The following is a 16,083-nucleotide window of genomic DNA, read 5'->3' on the forward strand; positions in this document are numbered from 1 at the left end:
GATTTTCCTCCGGATCCTTTTCCGTCTTTTAGCTTTCCTTGCCGCTGTCTGCAATCGGCGCCCCTTGCGAGCCGGCGGCACCAGACCAGCCGGCAGCAGCCCTGCGAAGGAGAATTCTCGGCGACCATCCAAGATTCATGCCCGCCGCAGCCAGCAGGATCACCACGGCGCCTGCTATCTGTATCGTCTGCAGCGCATGACCGAAAGCGATGCGGTCGACGACGATCGCCGCGATTGGATAGATGAAGGACAGAGCACCGGTCAGATGCGTCGGCAGCTTCTGGATTGCGCCATAGAGCAGCACATACATGATGCCGGTGTGGACAATGCCCAGCGTCGCCAGCATCGACCAGGGAGCGGCACCCTGCGGCAGGGCGGAAAAATCGGTAAAGGGCGCCAGCATCAGCATGCCCGTGACCACCTGGATAAGCGCGATCAGATGCGGCGGCGTGCCCTTCAGCCATTTCGCGGCAAGGGCCGCCAGCGCATAGAAAAAGGCGGCACCCAGCGCCAGAAGTATGCCGAGGAAATAGCTGCCGTCGCCCGCTGCCGATTTACCCATCGCGATCGCCGCCATCCCAACGAAGGCAAGCATCAGCCAGAAAAGCTTATCGAGCGTGATCCGTTCGCCTAGAAAAAGCGCACCCAGCCCCAGCAGCATGAATGGCTGGGTATTATAGACGGTCGTCGCAATGGAGATCGAAGCATGCGAATAGGATGCAAAAAGCAGCAGCCAATTGGAAACGATGGCGACGCCACCCAGTATCGCGACTAGAAGGCTGCGCCAGGTAAGAAACTTGCGCTGAAACAAGCCCAGCGCACCGCAGATGACGAGCAGGCCGAGCGCACCGAAGGCGCAGCGCCAGAAGACCACGGCCATGACAGGCTGGCCCGACATCAGCACGAACCAGCCAATCGTTCCCGAGATCAGCATGGCCGCCGTCATTTCTACAGTTCCGCGTTTCAAATCGCTCATGACAATCACCTCTTTGCCATCCGATAGTATTGTCAGATCGGCCGGATTTATATATCCTTTGGAAGGAAAAATTCGGAAAATGCCTGATTATGGAAGGCAAGAAGATGAATTCCTATAATAATGAATTGGACCTCGACGGAGTCGACCAGCGGCTCCTGGAAGCGCTGGCGCGCAACGCTCGCATGTCGCTGAAGGAACTGGCGCAGGAGGTCGGGCTTTCCTCCCCCAGCGCCGCGGATCGATTGCGCCGGCTGGAGGAGCGCGGCATCATCGGCGGGTTCACCATCGATCTCGATCCGGCCGCGATAGGCTATCCCCTGCAGGCGATCGTTCGTATCCGGCCATTGCCGGGCATGCTGCACATGGTCGAACGCCTGATCCAGGAAACCCCGCAATTCATCGAATGCGACAAGGTCACGGGCGACGATTGCTTCATCGGCCGCCTGGTGGTTCGCTCGATGAGCGAACTCGATGGAATTCTGGACAGGATCGTCGAGCGCGCGGAAACCAGCACGTCGATGGTCAAGTCGACACCGGTGAAGCGCCGTCTGCCGCCCCTGTCTTCGGCTGGAATGTCTTCGGCTAGAATTCCGTCATCGGCGAAAGCATGACCGGCTCGGTTATGTCGTCCGCGACTGCCCCGCGCATCATCAGCACGGTGTAGCCCTGATACAGCGTGGCGGCTCCGGTCCAGTCCAGGAGGTCGGTGGGAAAACAGGTCGCGATCCGATCGGGCGCGACACGCAGACCAGCTATTATCGAGGCAAGCGAAGGGATCGATTGGCCGACCACGTCGAGAAGTCTCAGGCAGGATCCATCGAGCTTCCACGCGACCACGACATCTTCCTTGGCGAGCCGGCTGAGTCGGATATCCGGATCGAAACAGGTATTCAGCAGGAACATTTCCATCTGCTTCGTGACGGCGAAGCGTTGCGAGACCGGCGTCCGCCGGAGCAGCAGCGATTTGATCGCCTCGCCGTCGCCGGGCAGGGCGAGGGTGGCTGCAGGCGGCTGCTCCGGCAGGACGGACGGTGGTTCACCAACGAAACAATGCTGCGCTATGGTCCGAAAACCATAGGGCTCGTAAAGCGCCGGCTTTTCGGTGAGCAGCAGTCCGAGTTCGAACCGCTGCGCGTCGGTCCACGCGAAGGCCCTGCGCATCAGGTCGCGATAGAGCCCACGCCCGCGCCATTCCGGCCGCACGGCGCCTGACTGGAACCCGGCAGCCTTCACCGGCCGCCCATTGATGACGACGGGCATGGAGAAGGCGCTGAAATTCGCCACACATACGCCCGCATCGTTGAAATAGCCGAACGGCATGCTGGAGGGATCAGGCCCGCCGAATTGATCCAGCAGGCTTACGTCGATGGAAAATATGTCTTGCAGAAGATCGACAAGCGCGGTCCATCCCGCTGGGTCGCCGAAATAGTCCTGCCGAAAACTCAGCCCGTGATCGCCAGGCTCAGCCATCACACACCGGTCGAGCCGAAGCCGCCGGCACCGCGCAGGGTCTGCGTATGCTCGGTGATTTCAGCGACGCGCAGCTGGAGGGCGGGTGCAATCACCATCTGGGCAATCCGCATGCCACGCGTGATCTCGAACGGCTCTTCGCCGAGATTGATCAGCAGAACCTTCACTTCGCCGCGATAGTCGCTGTCGATTGTACCCGGCGTGTTGAGGCAGGTGATGCCGTGCTTGAAGGCAAGGCCGGAGCGCGGGCGGATCTGGCCTTCGTAGCCGTCAGGGATTTCGAAGATGAAGCCGGTCGGCACCAGTGCGCGCTTGCCCGGCAGGATCGTCATCGCAGCGCCATCCTCGACGGCGGCGCGCAGGTCCATTCCTGCCGCCCCCTTCGTTTCATAGGCGGGCAGATCGAGGCCTTCACCGTTGGGAAGACGAACGAGATTGAGGGTCGGGCGGGTGTCAGTGTGAATGGTCATGGGGCATTAGTTTGCCCCCAAGCCTAGAAGGTCAATTGCAATGCGGGCCTTTAATCGCTAGATACGCCGCAATTCCACAGGATTCACATCATGGCCGAAAGTCTCGCCGAGGCGGTCTCCCGCCGCCGCACATTCGCTATTATTGCCCACCCGGACGCTGGTAAGACGACGCTCACCGAAAAGCTGCTGCTCTTCGGGGGCGCCATTCAGCTCGCCGGCGAAGTCAAGGCGAAGAAGGACCGCATGCAGACGCGCTCCGACTGGATGAAGATCGAGCGCGAGCGCGGCATCTCGGTCGTCACCTCGGTTATGACCTTCGAATATAACGATAATGTCTTCAACATCCTGGACACGCCCGGCCACGAGGACTTCGCCGACGACACCTATCGTACGCTGACGGCGGTCGATGCGGCCGTCATGGTCATCGACGCCGCCAAGGGTATCGAGCCGCGGACGCTGAAGCTCTTCGAAGTCTGCCGCATGCGCGACATCCCGATCATCACCTTCATCAACAAGATGGACCGCGAAAGCCGAGATCCCTTCGAGATCCTTGATGAAGTCGAGGAAAAGCTGGCGCTGGATACGGCCCCGGTCACCTGGCCGATCGGCCGCTCGAAGACCTTCTGCGGATCCTACAATCTTGCCGACAACACCGTGCGCGGCTCCGATACCGAAGTCGAGGGCACGCCGGTCAACGGCCCCCAGAGCGTGGCGGACCGGCTGCCGGAAAACGAGCGCCAGGCGTTTGTCGATGAAACCGAGCTCGCGATCGAGGCTTGCCGTCCCTTTGATCGTCAAGCCTTCCTCGAAGGCCATATGACGCCGGTTTTCTTCGGCTCGGCGCTGCGCAATTTCGGTGTTCGCGACCTGATCAACGCGCTCGGCGAATTTGCTCCGCCGCCGCGCGACCAGGTGGCCGACGTCAGAACCGTCCATGCAGCCGAAGACAAGATGACCGCCTTCGTCTTCAAGATCCAGGCGAACATGGACCCCAACCATCGCGACCGCATCGCCTTTGCCCGCATCTGCTCCGGCAAGCTGGAGCGTGGCATGAAGGCACGGCTCGCCCGCACCGGCAAGCAGCTGGGCCTCACGGCACCGCAATTCTTCTTCGCCTCGCAGCGCCAGCTCGCTGATACCGCCTTTGCCGGCGATGTTGTCGGCATTCCGAACCACGGCACGCTGCGCATCGGCGATACGCTGACCGAAGGCGAAAGCCTTGTCTTCCAGGGCGTGCCGAATTTCTCGCCGGAAATCCTGCGCCGCGTCCGCCTTGAGGACGCGATGAAGGCGAAGAAGCTTAAGGAAGCGCTGCAGCAGATGGCCGAGGAAGGCGTCGTGCAGCTGTTCTCGCCGGAAGACGGCTCGCCGGCCATCGTCGGCGTCGTCGGCGCGCTGCAGCTCGACGTGTTGAAGGAGCGCCTGATGGCCGAATACGGCCTGCCGGTCTCCTTCGAGATGTCGCGTTTCTCCGTTTGCCGCTGGGTCTCTGCCGATCAGGCCGCCGACCTCGACAAGTTCATCACGGTCAAGCGCGGCGATATCGCCCGTGATCTCGATGGCGATCCTGTTTTCCTGGCGCAGGACGGTTTTTCGCTGCGTTACGAGGCCGAACGTCATCCGGCAATCAAGATGGTCGCCATCAAGGAATATCACGCCGTCAAAGCGGCGTGATATCCGGGCTCGACATATTCCATCGGCTATAACGCTATGCCATAGTGCCGCCCTGATAGGTTTTCGATCAGGGCAGGCGATTTGCGATGCTGAAATTCATTGCGGCTGTTTCATTTGCGTTTCTTGGATTTCTATCCGCCGCCGATGCCCGAACGATTACCGATGCCGCCGGCCGAAAGGTCGACATTCCCGACAAGGTCAGCCGCGTCTTGGCCGCCGGCCCGCCGGCCTCGGTGCTCGTTTATGTGCTCGCTCCCGACAAGTTGACCGGCTGGGTTCAGGCGCCGAGCGATGCGGAAAAGCCGTTCCTTATGCCGTCAGTCCGCGATCTGCCCGCCTATGGCCGGCTAACGGGCAAGGGCGGAACGGCGAACATGGAATCCGTCATTGCTGCCAAGCCCGATCTCATCATCGATGTCGGCACGGTCAATCCGACCTATGCCTCGTTGGCCGACAAGGTGCAGGCGCAGACCGGCATCCCCTATGTCCTGATCGACGGTAGTTTCGCGAAGAGCGCCGAGACGCTGAAGCAGGCGGGCGACATCCTCGGCGTGCCCGATCGCGCCAAGCTGCTGGCGGACTATGCCGATGCCAAGCTGACGGATCTCAGCGACAAGCTCGCAACCATCCCAGCCGATCAGCGACCGAAGGTCTATTACGGCCGCGGCCCGGCGGGTCTCGAAACCGGGCTTGCCGGCTCCATCAGCCTGGAAATCCTCGAAGCGGCTGGCGCAACCAATGTCGCGGCCGCTGCGGGCAAGGGCGGGCTGACGCAAGTCTCGCTTGAGCAAATTCTTGCCTGGAACCCGGATACGATCCTCGCGGCCAGCGGCAAATTCGCTTCCGCCGTCAAGAGCGATCCGACCTGGGCGAGCATCGACGCCGTAAAGAACAGCCGGGTCTTCGTCACGCCAAGCCTGCCCTTCGGCTGGTTCGACGCCCCGCCCGGCATCAACCGCTTGATCGGCATCGCCTGGTTGGAAAAGCTGCTCTATCCCAAGGTCTTCACGGCCGATCTCTCCGGCGAAGTCCGAGATTTCTACAAGCTCTTCTATCAGGTCGATCTGACCGATGAGCAGCTGCAGATCCTGCTGAAAGGTGCTGCGACATCGCAAAACTAGCGGCAGGAGAGGCGGCGCCTGCGCGGACCTCGTCACGCAATGGCCTCCTGTGGCTCGGCCTTGCCGGCTTGCTGATCCTCGCCTGCCTGTCGATGATGGTCGGAAAATATGGTGCCGGACCGATGCAGTTGTTCGATGCGCTCGGCGCGGCTTTGACGGGCCAAAAGGTCGATCCGATTCTTTCGACCGTTCTCTGGAATGTCCGCCTGCCGCGCGTCGCCGCCGGCCTCTGCATCGGCGCTGCGCTTTCGGCCGCCGGCGCCACCTATCAGGGCCTCTTCCGCAATCCGCTAGTGTCGCCGGATATTCTAGGCGTCTCTGCCGGTGCCAGCCTCGGTGCAGTGCTCGGCATCTTCCTCTCCTTGCCCGTCGTGCTGATCCAGATTGCCAGTTTTCTTGGCGGGCTTCTCGCTGTTGCCGCTGTCTACGTAGTCGGTGCAACAATTCGCGGCTGCGATCCGGCACTGACGCTGGTGCTGGCAGGCATCGCCGTGGCGGCGCTGGTGGGCGCAGGCATATCGCTGATCAAGATCCTCGCCGATCCCTACGATCAGCTCCCGGCTATAACCTATTGGCTGCTCGGCAGCCTCACGGTCATCACGCGCGGCGATATCCTCTCCATCCTCCCGGCGCTGATCCTCGGCTTCGTGCCACTGATGTTGCTGCGCTGGCAGATGAACCTGATGGCGCTCGGCGATGAGGAGGCACAGTCGATCGGCGTCGATACGCGCCGGATAAGGCTGGCCCTGATTCTGTCGGCCACGCTGATCACGGCGGCCGCCGTCTCCATCTCAGGCATTATTGGCTGGATCGGCCTCGTCATTCCACATATTGCCCGCATGCTCGTCGGTCCCGATTTTCGCCGCTTGCTGCCAGCCTCGATGATGCTGGGCGGTTCCTATCTCCTCGTCGTCGACATGCTCGCCCGCACGATCGCAATGATCGAAGTGCCGCTCGGTATCCTGACGGCGGCCGTCGGCGCGCCGTTCTTCCTTTGGCTGCTGGCCTCAGGCAGGAGGGGCTGGCAATGAAGCTTGATCTTAGCAGGCTCTCTTTCGGCTATGGCACAGGCACGATTGGCGAGGATGTAACGTTGTCGCTGGCGGAAGGCGAGGTGTTGGCCCTGCTCGGCCCCAATGGGGCGGGAAAGACGACGCTCTTCAAGACTGTTCTCGGCCTGCTGCCGCTGAAAGCGGGCGAGATCACACTGGATGGCAAGCCGCTCTCCGGCTGGTCGCGCCGCGAGCGCGCGAAGCGTATCGCCTATGTGCCGCAGGCCCATACCGCGCTCTTCCCCTTCACCGTCTTCGATGTGGTGCTGATGGGGCGGGCAGCGCATCTGCAACCCTTCGCCATGCCCGGCGCTGCCGATCGGGCCGCCGCGGCGGAGGCTCTATCGAGTCTCGGCATGGCTCATCTCACTGAGCGTCCCTATACCGAGATCAGCGGCGGCGAGCGGCAGATGGTCCTGATCGCCCGCGCGCTGGCGCAATCACCCTCCATCCTCGTCATGGACGAGCCGACATCGAGCCTCGACTACGGCAACCAGATGCGGCTGCTTGCGCATATCCGGAGGTTGTCACAGCGCGGCCTGTCGATCATCCTGTCAACGCACAATCCTGACCATGCCTTCCTCGTCGCCGATCGCGTCGCGTTGCTGCACGAGGCGCGGCTGATCGCGCTCGGCGCCCCCGCAGAAGTACTGACTCCTGACATGATGAAGCGGCTTTACGGGATCGATGTCGTCATCGGCTCCGTTGCGGGCAGTGATGCGAGGCTCTGCGTCCCGCGCCTGGATTAGCCCCGCCTCTTCACTCGCCGCGCGGATACCGCTGGCTCTCTTCCAGGATGTTGAGGTCCATATGGTTGCGCATGTAGCGCTCCGAGGCGCGCTGCAGCGGCTGGTGATCCCAGGGATAATAAGCGCCATTGCGCAGCGCCTCATAGACCACCCAGCGGCGCGCCTGGCTCTCGCGAACGGCGGCGTCGAAGGCACCCATGTCCCAGCGCTCCTCCCGTTGTCTGCGGAAGCTCGCGACGACGTCGGCGAAATCGGGATCGTCGGCGAGGTTTCTGAGCTCCAGCGGGTCGCTGTCGAGCTCGAAAAGCTGGTCCGGATCGAGCACGCAATGGATATATTTCCACTTGCCCTCACGGATGCAAACGAGCGGCGCGTAGGATCCCTCCGCCGCATATTCCATCAGCACAGACGCGGTGCGGCCTTCGCCCTTCATGACAGGCACAAGGCTGATGCCGTCGGTCCACGGCTGCACGTCCTCCATGGAAATGCCGGCGAGATCGGTCATCGTCGGCGTCACATCGAGATTGGAGCTCGGCTCCAGATGCAGGCGGGGCTTGATGCCAGGCCCTGCGATCATCAGCGGCACACGGGCCGAGCCTTCGAAGAAGTTCATCTTGAACCAGAGACCGCGCTCGCCGAGCATGTCGCCATGGTCGGAGCAGAACAGGATATAGGTGTTGTCGAGCATCCGCGTGCGCGCCAGCGTGTCGATCAGCTCGCCGACCTTCTCGTCGATATAGGAAATATTGGCGAAATAGGCACGGCGCGAGCGCATGACGTTGTCGTCGGTCACGTCGAAATTCTGGTAGTCGCAGGAATGGATGATCCGCTTCGAATGCGGGTCCTGTTCGTCTTCCGGAAGGGCGCCGATCTCCGGCAGCAGATGCTCGCAGCCTTCATAGAGATCCCAGAATTTCTTGCGCGCAACATAGGGGTCGTGCGGATGCGTGAAGGAAACGGTGAGGCACCAGGGGCGGCGACCCTGGTCGTCATTCTCGCGGGACAGATGATAGAGCTTCTGGTTGGCGAGGAAGGCGACTTCGTCGTCATATTCCATCTGGTTGGTGATCTCGGCAACGCCGGCGCCGGTCACCGAGCCGAGATTGTGATACCACCAGTCGATGCGCTCGCCGGGCTTGCGGTAATCGGGCGTCCAGCCGAAATCCGCCGGATAGATATCGGTTGTCAGCCGCTCCTCGAAGCCGTGCAGCTGGTCGGGCCCGACGAAATGCATCTTGCCCGACAGAGCCGTGTAGTAACCGGCGCGGCGCAGATGATGCGCATAGGTGGGGATTGACGAAACATATTCGGCGGCATTGTCGTAAACGCCGGTCCGGCTCGGCAGCTGTCCGGCCATGAAGGAGGCGCGCGCCGGCGCGCAGAGCGGCGACGAGGTATAGTTGTTCCGGAAGCGGGCGGAACGGGCCGCCAGCGCCTTCAGATGCGGCGCGTGTAGGAAATCGGCCGGGCCATCCGGAAAGAACTTTCCGTTGAGCTGATCGACCATGATGATGAGAATGTTCGGGCGCGCCATGAAACCATATCCTGCCTGTCGAGGGATGTCGGGACGCCTAAGCGAGCCGGTTTCCCGATGCCTTATGCCTTTTTAGAGCAAGGGGTTTCGTCGCACGAAGGTGGCAGCGCTGTAAAACGGATTATTTGCGACGCCGCCAGAGCCGGTAAGGGCTCTAGTCCGAGGTCAGGTCCTTGAGGAAATCGTTGCACCAGCGCGAGACGTCGTATTCGAGCAGGTGGTTCATCATGCCCCGCCAGCGCTCGATACGCTCTTCCTGCGGCATGTTCAGCGCCCGTGCCATCGCGTTTGCGGTCGACTCGACGTCGTATGGGTTGACGAGCAACGCGCCGTAGAGTTCGCGGGCAGCGCCGGCAAAGCGGGAAAGCACCAGAACGCCGGGATTTTCGGGGTCCTGTGCGGCGATATATTCCTTGGCCACGAGATTCATGCCGTCGCGCAGTGGCGTTACGAGGCCGACCTTCGCCAGCCGGTATAGTCCGGCCAGAATATGACGGCCGACGGAGCGATTGATGTAGCGGATCGGCACCCAGTCCACGGTGCCGCTGGCGCCGTTGACCCGACCGGCCTGCTCGGCGACCATGCGCTGCATCGCTTCGTATTCCGGCACTTCCGAGCGCGATTTCGGCGTGATCTGCAGATAGGTCACGCGTCCCTGATGCGCGGGATTGGCCTTGATGAAGCGTTCGAAGGCGTCGATCCGCTGGGTGATGCCCTTTGAATAATCGAGCCGGTCGACGCCGATGATCAGGTCGCGGCCTTCGATACTCTGGCGCGCCTTGCGCACCATGCTCTGGTGGGCGGCGCGCCTGGCGAAATCGGCAAATGCGGCGGTCTCGATGCCGATCGAGTAGAAGCCGCCCTTGAAGGTTCGGCCCTGTGCGGAATAGAGATTATCGCCCAGCGCTCCGCCCATTCCCTCACGCTTCAGGCAACCGGCGAAATTCTCGAGATCATGGTCCGTCTGGAAGCCGACGAGATCATAGTGCGAAAGCCCGCGCATGATCTCCTCATGCACCGGCATTGCAAAGAGCACATCGGCCGGCGGCCAGGGGATATGCAGGAAAAAGCCGATGCGGTTCTTCAATCCCATCTGCCGAAGTTCCGCGGCAAGCGGAATGAGATGGTAATCGTGCACCCAGATGATGTCGTCGGGCTTGATCAGCGGCGCGACGCGATGGGCAAAGAAGCGGTTGACGCGAAAATATCCCGCCATCTCCTTGCGCCCGTATTCAGCAAGATCCAGCCGGTAGTGGCAGATCGGCCAAAGAACGCGGTTGGCAAAGCCGTGATAATATTCCTCGACATCTGTGTCGGTGAGGTCGGTGAGGGCATAGGTGATTTTGCCCTGGACCTTCTGGGAGAGCGGCTCCGGCTCGCGTTCACCGCTGGATTTTCCCGACCAGCCCATCCATATGCCGCCGCGTTCTTCCAGCGCAGCGTGCAAGGCGACGGCAAGCCCGCCCGCCGGCGCAATGCCGCCTTTGTCAGGGACGGGGACACGATTGGAAATCACAACAAGACGGCTCACGGAAATATCCTTTCAGGCAAAAAACAAATGGTGCTGAAAATGCTCACGCCACGAGCCTCCCGATCATGTGGCGAAGAGCGTCAGGAGAGGGGATGGACGAACGGGCGACGGTCTGCGCATTGAGCGGACCGACACGCAGGGACTGACCGCCGATGCGGTTGACGGCATGGAACATCGCCTCGTCGGTGACGTCGTCGCCGATCGCGAGCGGACGGCGGCCTTTAAAAGGCGTCTCCTCCAGAAAGGCCTCGACCGCCGCACCCTTGTCGGCGCGGGCGGGGCGAATTTCGACCACCATCTTGCCGCGCTGCAGGGTCCAGTCGGGGCCAGCCGCCCTGATATGGCGTTGCATCATCTCGTCCACGACGGCCTGATGCTCCGGAGCCTGGCGAAAATGCGCGCCGACGGCAGCGCCCTTGTCCTCGATGAGAACGCCCGGCCAGGCCTTCGCCTCCTCGGCGATCGCCGCCTTAATCGCCTCGAAGGCGGGCGAGATGTGAATACGCCGGATTTGGCCCTCAGCGTCCCGTCTCTCGGCGCCGTGCAGCCCGGCGATCGGAAATCTGAAGGGCGAAAACAGGCTGTCGGCGAGCGACACCGCCCGTCCCGTCACCAGCGCCAGAGCGCCGCCCAGTCTTTCGGACAATGCATGGAGATTGGCCGGTAAGCCAGGAGGTACCACAACCCTATCCGGCGTTTCCGCAAGATCGATCAGCGTGCCATCGATATCAAGAAAGAGAGCCCATTCTTCGGGATTGAGTGAGAGCGCGGTAAATGCCGGCTCGTCCATTGGCGCTTCTGACGTTGCGCCAGTCGCAAGCTTTTCCTGATAAGACATAGGAACGTACCTATGTCACGATGCTCTTGGGGCAAGGCAGAATCCACTGGCAGGGGACCGATCACTCGGGTTTGATGGTGACAGTCCGTGCCCCGACATGCCCCGTGCGTCCGGCTTGCCAACCATTGATCGCCGCCGCAAGGCCGAGGAGGACGAATAGAACCGCGGTCCAGCCGAAGCCGCCCGTCCAGCTGCGGATCAGCCCGACGATCAGCGGGCCGATCGAGGCGAGGAGATAGCCGACGCATTGCGCCATGCCGGACAGATGTGCCGCGACATGGGCATCGCGGGACCTGAGGACGATGACGGTGAGTGCGACGGCGATCAACCCGCCCTGTCCGATACCCTGCAGCACGGCCCAGAGCCAGACGGTGGAGAGCGGCGCAAAAAGCAGCCCCAGCAGCGCGATAACCGCTATCGCGCAGAGCGCCACGTTGATCAGGCGCTGGTCCTTGCCGCGCACGGCGATGTGCGGGCAAACGAGGCAGGACGCCGCCTGCACCATGACCGACACCGAAACGATGGCGCCAGCCGTGACGCCGTCGACGCCGCGCTCGCGCAGGATCGGAACCAGCCAGCCGAAGACGCAATAGGCGAGCGCCGACTGGAAGCCCATGAAAAGCGTGACCTTCCAGGCCAGCCTGTCCTTCCACAATCCTTCGACGCGAAAGCCGGTCTTTCGGGCCTGCTTGCCCGCGGAAAGCGCCTGCGGCAGCCAGATCAGCATGGTGATGAAAGCCGGCAGCGCCCAGATCGCAAGCGCCATGTCGAGCGAGCCACCGAAAAATCGCTCCGCCGGCAAGGTGAAGCCGGCAGCACCGGCCGCGCTGGCGCAAAGGGCCATCGTGTAGAAGCCGGTCATCAGTGCGGCCTTGTCGGCGAAGTCGCGCTTGACCAGTCCGGGGAGAAGCACGTTGCCGACCGCGATGCAGCCGCCGGCAATCGCCGTTCCGAGAAAGAGCAGAGGGACGGAATGCAGCCCGCGCATGGCGGTCCCGATTGCCAGGAGGACCAGCACGCCAAGCAATGTCCGCTCCGAGCCGATACGCTGCGCAAGCCTGGCGGCAAGCGGCGAGAACAGGCCGAGGCAGACGACGGGAAGGGTGGTCAGCAGGCTGGCGCCGGTCGCCGATAGGCCGAGTTCCGTGCGGATCTCGGGCAGCAATGCCGAGGCGCTGGAGAATATCGCCCGAAGATTGAAGGCAATGAGGACGAGGCTGACGCCGAGAATGATCCGGCCGGCAGCGCTCTGGAGAACAGGAGGCTGCGGCCGGGGGATGCTATCGGCTTCCGCGTCGATCAGTGGCTCTTCGGCGTCGCTGAGGATGTCTGACGTTTGCGATATGGATTGGCTCATGACAGCAGCATCCTGTCCAATGCGGCGATGACGGGCGCCATGAAACGGCGCACTGCGGCATCGGCCTGTTGCGGGTCGCCGGTTTCGATGGCGTCGACGATCTCGGCATGCGCCTGCATGTCGGGTTCGGGCACCTCGGCAGAGATGGTCGCTTCGATCGTTTCCTGGATCGAGGCGGAGAAGAATTCATAGATTTCGATCATCGCCCGGTTGCCGGAGGCGGCGATGACCGCCTTGTGAAAGGCAATGTCCCGGGCGACGAAAGCCGCGCGATCGCTATCGGTGGAATGGCCTCGCGCGGCAAGCAGCGCGCGCAATTCGGAAATGACAGCGGGTGTCTGGCGGATGGCGGCGAGCCGTGCAGCCTCGACGTCGAGCGCGCAGCGCGCCTCGAACTGGTCGCGCAATCCGGCCCTGCGGGCCATGCCGAGGGTCCGAGTCGCATCGACGGTCGAGCGCACATAGGTGCCCGACCCCTGCCGCGTTTCGAGATAGCCCTGGGAGACGAGGACGCGCACGGCCTCGCGGATCGTGCCGCGGCTGACGGAGAGTGTGGTCGACAGCGTGGCTTCGTTCGGCAGCTTTTCGCCGACGGCCCAACGATGCGCGAGAATATCGGCGCGAATACTGTCGGCGGCGTTTTCAGCCAGGCTGCTGCGAGAGAGCGGTTCCATCGAGATCATATTCATAAAGTCATCGGATGACTTTATGAATAATGGTAAGGAAACTGCCCGTCAAGCGGCGACCGAACAGAAAGGACCGCAACTTGCGGTCCTTCGTCCCATCCGATGTAAAAGTTATTTCGATGCGATCAGGCGCGCCCGTGGTCCGGCCAGAATAACCTGCCAGCTCCGCTGGTTCTCGAAATTCTGTCGGGCGATGAAAGTATAGCCGGTGTCTTCCCAGGGTTTGACCCGGCTGCCGAGATTGTCCAGCACATAGTCGCCGCTATCCAAGCGAGCCATCAGGACGGAGTGGTTTCCGCCGTTTCGATCGAGCACGACGGTCATTGCAAGCCGGTCCGACTTGAAGCCGGCGTCGAGCAATTCCTTCTTCTTCAGGAGCGCATAGTCTTCGCAGTCGCCGCGTCCGTTGATCGGCAGCGACCAGTAATCCTGTTTGCCGGAGGTTGCAACATCCTCGGCGGGGATTACTTCCGCGTTCACCCGGCTGTTGACCTGCTTCAGCAGCGACAGTGCCTCATTATCGCTCATGGCTCGTCCAGGCCGGTTGCTGCAAAGCCAGGCATAGCGGTGACAGGCCGACACGAAGGCCGGCGGCGCGCCGACGGAACGCGTGGAGGCTAGGTGAGAATTGGCGAAACTCGGTTCATTCGAACTAATCACTGAAACAAACGCAAACGCCACAAAAAGCAGGATTCTCATGAGAAAGTCTCCCGTAAAAGGCGAAAGTGCCACTTCGATACAGAATCGGAGTAATCATTTAGGCATACGCATCTTTCGGAGTGATTAAAGGAATTAGCCGCGAATGTATAACTAGAAAAATCACAGGTTAAATCTGCCTAAACCCTCTCATCATGAAGATTTATTGTAATTAACGTTCGGTTAAGTACATCCTAACGCAACGTTAAGCTCAAAGACCTTGGCAAGGGAGGGGAAGCGTAATGAAACACTATGGCATAATCATAGCAGCAAGTGCTGCATTCTTGCTTGCAACTACAAGTTTAGTTAGTGCTCAATCAGCAGCGGATTGCGCGCATGCGGCGCCCGGCTCCATAGCGGCAATACTGTGCAAGCCGACAGCAACGATAAACCCGACATCCGATCCGTCCTCCTCAGGGCAGAACAACTCGAAGGGATTCCGTACCTCCAGATCAGGTGGGACCGGCGGCAATGGCGGCTCGGGCACCAACAGCGGTACCGGTGGCGACTCTGCCGGCAACGGCACCAGTGGCAACGGTAATAATGGTTCCGGCAGCGGCGACAATGGCAGCGGCGACAACGGCTCGGGCAATAATGGCGGCGGCAACAACGGTTCCGGCGGTAACGGCGGGGACAATGGGTCGGGCGGTAACGGCGGCGACAACGGCTCCGGCGGCGACGGTGGCAATGGCGGCGACGGTGGAAATGGAGGTGACGGCGGCAACGGTGGTGATGGCGGCAATGGCGGTGGCGGCGACCATCATCATGGTGGCCACCATCACGGCGGCCACGACCATAACGGTCACGGCGACCACAATGGCAATGGCGGTCACAACGGTAACGGCGGCCATGGCGGCCACAATGGCCATGGACACGACGGTGGTCATCACGGCCACGATGGCGACGGCGATCACAACGGTAACGGTGGGAACAACGGCAATGGCGGCCATCACGGCGGCCACGGCCATGGCGGCAAAGGTGGCGACCATGGCGGTCGCGGCGGTGAACACGGCGGACGTGGCGGTGACCATGGTGGCCGCGGTGATCACGGCGGTCGTGGTGATGATCACGGTGGACGTGGCGGCGACCATGGCGGTCGTGGTGGTGATCATGGTGGCCGTGGTGGTGATCATGGTGGCCGTGGCGACCACGGCGGCCAGGGCAATGGCGGCAACGGCGGCCAAGGCGATCACGGTGGCCGAGGTGGCGACCGTGGCGGACGCGGCGATCACGGCGGTCACGGCGGTCACGGTCAAGGTGGTAACGGTGGTCGCGGTGGCGATCATGGCGGACGTGGTGGAGACCACGGTGGCCGTGGCGATCATGGCGGCCAGGGCAATGGCGGCAACAACGGCGGCCAGGGCCAAGGCGGTAACGGTGGCCGCGGTGGCGATCATGGCGGGCGTGGCGGCGACCACGGCAGCGGCGGCCAAGGCAATGGTGGCGGCAGCGGTGGCCAAGGCAACGGCGGACGCGGTGGTGACCATGGCGGACGTGGCGGAGACCACGGTGGCCAAGGCAATGGCGGCGGCAACGGCAGCGGTAATGGCGGCGGCAACGGTGGCCAAGGCAATGGTGGCGGTAATGGTGGCCAGGGCAACGGCGGCGGAAACGGCGGCCAGGGCAATGGCGGCGGTAATGGCGGCCAGGGCAACGGCGGCGGTAACGGCGGCCAGGGCAATGGCGGCGGTAATGGCGGCCAGGGCAACGGCGGCGGTAATGGTGGCCAGGGCAACGGCGGCGGTAACGGCGGCCAGGGCAACGGCGGCCAGGGCAATGGTGGTGGCAACGGCGGCCAGGGCAACGGCGGCGGAAACGGCGGCCAGGGCAATGGCGGCGGCAACGGTGGCCAGGGCAACGGTGGCGATAACGGCGGCCAGGGCAATGGCGGCGGCAACGGTGGCCAGGGCAACGGTGGCGATAACGGCG

The 16,083-nt window shown here is 62.4% G+C and carries 15 protein-coding genes; 5 read left to right on the plus strand and 10 right to left on the minus strand.

Annotated features, from left to right (window positions below; genetic code table 11):
- Positions 1-28: 28 nt before the first annotated feature.
- Positions 29-976 (minus strand): DMT family transporter, encoded by a 948-nt coding sequence (locus tag EV561_RS09225; protein WP_132520443.1) that lies wholly within the window; start codon positions 974-976, stop codon positions 29-31.
- A gap of 104 nt (positions 977-1,080) precedes the next feature.
- On the opposite strand from EV561_RS09225, the gene EV561_RS09230 reads away from it, so the two are divergent.
- Positions 1,081-1,587: an Lrp/AsnC family transcriptional regulator gene (locus tag EV561_RS09230; RefSeq protein ID WP_132520446.1), complete on the plus strand. Its 507-nt coding sequence runs from the start codon at positions 1,081-1,083 to the stop codon at positions 1,585-1,587.
- Here EV561_RS09230 and EV561_RS09235 read toward each other — a convergent pair.
- Positions 1,559-2,446, minus strand: a complete 888-nt coding sequence (locus EV561_RS09235) for a GNAT family N-acetyltransferase (protein ID WP_132520449.1) — start codon at positions 2,444-2,446, stop codon at positions 1,559-1,561. The two genes, EV561_RS09230 and EV561_RS09235, sit on opposite strands and share 29 nt — an antisense overlap.
- Entirely contained in the window at positions 2,446-2,916 is a 471-nt protein-coding gene (gene dut / locus EV561_RS09240) for a dUTP diphosphatase (RefSeq protein ID WP_132520452.1), read from the minus strand. The genes EV561_RS09235 and dut overlap by 1 nt, the downstream gene beginning before the upstream one ends.
- Before the next feature lie 90 nt (positions 2,917-3,006).
- Here dut and EV561_RS09245 point away from each other — a divergent pair, with 90 nt between their 5' ends.
- The 4 genes from EV561_RS09245 (at position 3,007) to EV561_RS09260 (ending at position 7,512) form a co-directional block, all read left to right on the plus strand.
- Positions 3,007-4,590, plus strand: coding sequence for a peptide chain release factor 3 (locus EV561_RS09245; RefSeq protein ID WP_132520455.1), 1,584 nt, complete (start codon positions 3,007-3,009; stop codon positions 4,588-4,590).
- Between the two features lie 86 nt (positions 4,591-4,676).
- Positions 4,677-5,711 (plus strand): iron ABC transporter substrate-binding protein, encoded by a 1,035-nt coding sequence (locus EV561_RS09250; RefSeq protein WP_132520458.1) that lies wholly within the window; start codon positions 4,677-4,679, stop codon positions 5,709-5,711.
- Positions 5,699-6,742 (plus strand): iron ABC transporter permease, encoded by a 1,044-nt coding sequence (locus EV561_RS09255; RefSeq protein ID WP_132520461.1) that lies wholly within the window; start codon positions 5,699-5,701, stop codon positions 6,740-6,742. The genes EV561_RS09250 and EV561_RS09255 overlap by 13 nt, the downstream gene beginning before the upstream one ends.
- A complete protein-coding gene (locus tag EV561_RS09260) occupies positions 6,739-7,512 on the plus strand; it encodes an ABC transporter ATP-binding protein (RefSeq protein ID WP_132520464.1) in 774 nt (257 codons plus the stop codon). The genes EV561_RS09255 and EV561_RS09260 overlap by 4 nt, the downstream gene beginning before the upstream one ends.
- A gap of 10 nt (positions 7,513-7,522) precedes the next feature.
- Here the strand turns inward: EV561_RS09260 and betC are convergent, their stop codons facing one another.
- The 7 genes from betC to EV561_RS37120 form a co-directional block, all read right to left on the minus strand.
- A complete protein-coding gene (betC, locus tag EV561_RS09265; protein ID WP_132520467.1) occupies positions 7,523-9,046 on the minus strand; it encodes a choline-sulfatase in 1,524 nt (507 codons plus the stop codon).
- A gap of 154 nt (positions 9,047-9,200) precedes the next feature.
- Positions 9,201-10,577, minus strand: a complete 1,377-nt coding sequence (gene otsA / locus EV561_RS09270) for an alpha,alpha-trehalose-phosphate synthase (UDP-forming) (protein WP_132520470.1) — start codon at positions 10,575-10,577, stop codon at positions 9,201-9,203.
- Positions 10,578-10,620: 43 nt separating this feature from the next.
- A complete protein-coding gene (gene otsB, locus EV561_RS09275; protein WP_132520473.1) occupies positions 10,621-11,415 on the minus strand; it encodes a trehalose-phosphatase in 795 nt (264 codons plus the stop codon).
- Positions 11,416-11,476: 61 nt separating this feature from the next.
- Positions 11,477-12,772, minus strand: coding sequence for an MFS transporter (locus EV561_RS09280; RefSeq protein WP_132520476.1), 1,296 nt, complete (start codon positions 12,770-12,772; stop codon positions 11,477-11,479).
- Entirely contained in the window at positions 12,769-13,446 is a 678-nt protein-coding gene (locus EV561_RS09285; protein ID WP_132521614.1) for a FadR/GntR family transcriptional regulator, read from the minus strand. The genes EV561_RS09280 and EV561_RS09285 overlap by 4 nt, the downstream gene beginning before the upstream one ends.
- 123 nt (positions 13,447-13,569) lie before the next feature.
- The gene (locus EV561_RS09290) at positions 13,570-14,157 is read right to left on the minus strand and encodes a transglutaminase-like cysteine peptidase (RefSeq protein WP_132520479.1); all 588 of its coding nucleotides are present in this window, start codon (positions 14,155-14,157) and stop codon (positions 13,570-13,572) included.
- A 449-nt stretch (positions 14,158-14,606) separates the two neighbouring features.
- Positions 14,607-16,083: hypothetical protein (locus tag EV561_RS37120; RefSeq protein WP_207910508.1), on the minus strand; the 1,477-nt coding region annotated here is incomplete at its 5' end.

The sequence above is a fragment of the Rhizobium sp. BK376 genome, assembly GCF_004341625.1.
GTDB lineage: Bacteria > Pseudomonadota > Alphaproteobacteria > Rhizobiales > Rhizobiaceae > Rhizobium.

Bases quoted from the DNA above. Each gene is read 5' to 3' on its own strand.
- EV561_RS09225 (WP_132520443.1), bottom strand. From the start codon at position 976: ATGAGCGATTTGAAACGCGGAACTGTAGAAATGACGGCGGCCATGCTG.
- EV561_RS09230 (WP_132520446.1), top strand. From the start codon at position 1,081: ATGAATTCCTATAATAATGAATTGGACCTCGACGGAGTCGACCAGCGG.
- EV561_RS09235 (WP_132520449.1), bottom strand. From the start codon at position 2,446: ATGGCTGAGCCTGGCGATCACGGGCTGAGTTTTCGGCAGGACTATTTC.
- dut (WP_132520452.1), bottom strand. From the start codon at position 2,916: ATGACCATTCACACTGACACCCGCCCGACCCTCAATCTCGTTCGTCTT.
- EV561_RS09245 (WP_132520455.1), top strand. From the start codon at position 3,007: ATGGCCGAAAGTCTCGCCGAGGCGGTCTCCCGCCGCCGCACATTCGCT.
- EV561_RS09250 (WP_132520458.1), top strand. From the start codon at position 4,677: ATGCTGAAATTCATTGCGGCTGTTTCATTTGCGTTTCTTGGATTTCTA.
- EV561_RS09260 (WP_132520464.1), top strand. From the start codon at position 6,739: ATGAAGCTTGATCTTAGCAGGCTCTCTTTCGGCTATGGCACAGGCACG.
- betC (WP_132520467.1), bottom strand. From the start codon at position 9,046: ATGGCGCGCCCGAACATTCTCATCATCATGGTCGATCAGCTCAACGGA.
- otsB (WP_132520473.1), bottom strand. From the start codon at position 11,415: ATGTCTTATCAGGAAAAGCTTGCGACTGGCGCAACGTCAGAAGCGCCA.
- EV561_RS09280 (WP_132520476.1), bottom strand. From the start codon at position 12,772: ATGAGCCAATCCATATCGCAAACGTCAGACATCCTCAGCGACGCCGAA.
- EV561_RS09285 (WP_132521614.1), bottom strand. From the start codon at position 13,446: ATGGAACCGCTCTCTCGCAGCAGCCTGGCTGAAAACGCCGCCGACAGT.
- EV561_RS09290 (WP_132520479.1), bottom strand. From the start codon at position 14,157: ATGAGAATCCTGCTTTTTGTGGCGTTTGCGTTTGTTTCAGTGATTAGT.